Below are 2,240 nucleotides of genomic sequence, written 5' to 3'. Positions count from 1 at the left end.
CCGCATGGTCCGGGCCAGGGCGTTGTCCGCGCCGGCCAGTTCCTGGAATCGGCGGCCGGCGTATTTCAGCCCCCGGGCCAGTGAACCGGCCGGGACGTACTCCCGCAGACCGTAGCCCATGCCCGTGAGCACGGGCTTGATCGGATCCCCCATGCCATAGAGCATCTGGAACTCCACCTCTGCCGGAGAAATGGCCAGCATTTCGGCCAGGGCCATGACCCGGGCCATGGAACGGATGTTGTGGGTGGCAAAGGCCGGCTGGAGGGCATCCCGGTTCAAGAGCAGGCAGGCGCTCAAGGTTTCGTAGTTGGCGTCCGTAGACGGCTTGTGGTCCCAGACCGGGCTGGGCCGTTTCTCGTCCGCGGCCAGAGCGCGCTCGTGCTCCAGGTAGGCCCCCTTGACCAGACGGATGGGCACGCGCAGGCCGTTCGCCCTGCCCCATGCGGCCAATTCCCGCACATCCCGAGCCGAATCCCGCAGATAAGCCTGGATAACCACTCCCAAACGCAGTGAGCCGTCAGCGTTGCGCGCCAGTTCCGGATGCTTTTCAACGATGGTTCGAAACAGGTCCAGGGTGAAGTCCTTGAAGACGTATTCCTCCATGTCCAGACGCAGCATCAGCCGTTGGGACTGCCGGACTTCCCGGGCGGCCAGGAGCAGGTCGCCCACGGCGGCCTCAATCTCCATGCGTTTGGCCCTGGCCGACTCGCCCTGACCCACGGCCGCAGACAGATCCAGGGTCAGGGCCGAGAGCTTCAGGGACAAAGACAAGTCTGTCATCCCACCGTCTCGGGCAAACTGGATGATTGTCTCCCGGTAATAGTCCCGGTAGGCCTTCACGTCTGCCTCGCTGCGGGCCGCGTCCCCCACATTGTCCAGGGAGACCTTGCGGCTCTTTGTGCCCTGCCCGATGATGAAGCCGAACAGCCGCTCCATCTCCGCCCTGCACTTCTCTTCCGAACCAGCCGTCTCCACGGGAAAAAGAAAAGGCTCGCTCATCCAGCGCACCAGGGGCATCAGGAAAAAGAGGGCCTTGCGGGCCGTTTCGCTGTCGCCGAGCAGCTCCAAAACCTTGCTGCTCATCCCGGCCAAGGGCCCCCACATGGAGGCCCGGATCAACCACGCGCGCAGATCATCGCCGTCTTGAGCCGGACTGACGGCCAAGCTTGTCTTGAGCCTCTCCTTGACGGCCTCCAGGCGCTGTCGGGTCAGGTCCTCGGCTTGGTCGGAAAAACGCTCCATGGCCATGCCGGCGGTCGCATTTCCGGCTCGGATGGCCCAGGGGGCCGAAACAAGCATTACGGCCAGAAGGCAGCAAAGGCCGACGCCTGTCACGCTCTTCCGCAGGTCCTTGAAGAAATGTCGAGGCATGGGGTCTTTCACTCGAACAGATTGAGGCCCAAACGCCCGCTGATGTACTCGATGGCCCGCATGGCCCGGATGCTGTTCCCGGCCTGGTTCAGCCGGGGCGAAAAAGCGGCCACGGCCATCCGGCCCGGGGCCACGGCCACGATTCCGCCTCCCACGCCGGTCTTGGCCGGCAACCCGACATCATAGGCCCAGCGGCCGGATTCGTCGTAGAACCCGGCCATGGTCATCAGGGCCAGGATCTTGGGCACATGCCGCGCATCCAGGACCCTTTTCCCGCTGATCGGGTTCACACCTTTGTTGGCCAGGGTGGCCCCCATCATGGCCAACTGCCGGGCCGTGACCCCGATGGAGCATTGCCGGGTGTAGATGTCGAGGACCTTGTCCGGATCCCCGTATATCCGGCCATGCTTGCCCAGAAGGTAGGCGATGGCCCGATTGCCTTGGTTCGTGGCCGACTCGGACCGATAGACCTCCTCGATGACCGAGAGCTTCTGCCCGGCCAGGGCCTCGTAACACCCCTTGATCTTGGAAAAACGCTCCGTTTCGTTCCGGGCCGGAACCAGGCTGACCGTGGCCATGGCTCCGGCATTGACCAGAGGATTGGCGGCCCTGCTCTCGAGCAGTTCCACGGCCAGCACGGAATTGAAGGGCATGCCCGTTGGCTCGACCCCGATCTTTTCCACGAGCACGCCCGAGTTCCCGTGTTCCTGCAGGACCAGAGCCGCAGTAAAGGGCTTGGACACGGACTGGATGGAGAACATGTAGTCCGCGTCCCCGGCGACAAATATCCGGCCGTCCACCGTGGCCACGGCCACTCCGAACAATTCGGACGGGACCTTGGCCAGCTCTGGGATGTAGTCGGCGTTGGT

The 2,240-nt window shown here is 63.9% G+C and carries 2 protein-coding genes; both read right to left on the bottom strand.

Annotated features, from left to right (window positions below; translation table 11 throughout):
• On the bottom strand, nt 1–1,371 hold a 1,371-nt coding region (locus tag EOM25_14180), incomplete at its 3' end, for a hypothetical protein (protein ID NCC26322.1).
• 8 nt (nt 1,372–1,379) lie between these two features.
• A partial coding sequence (locus EOM25_14175) for a glutaminase (protein ID NCC26321.1) occupies nt 1,380–2,240 on the bottom strand: 861 nt, incomplete at its 5' end.

The sequence above is a fragment of the Deltaproteobacteria bacterium genome, assembly GCA_009929795.1.
Lineage (GTDB): Bacteria > Desulfobacterota > Desulfovibrionia > Desulfovibrionales > Desulfomicrobiaceae > RZZR01.
The sequence above is the reverse complement of the archived record's forward strand: the minus strand, read 5'-3'. Positions and strand labels throughout refer to the sequence as shown.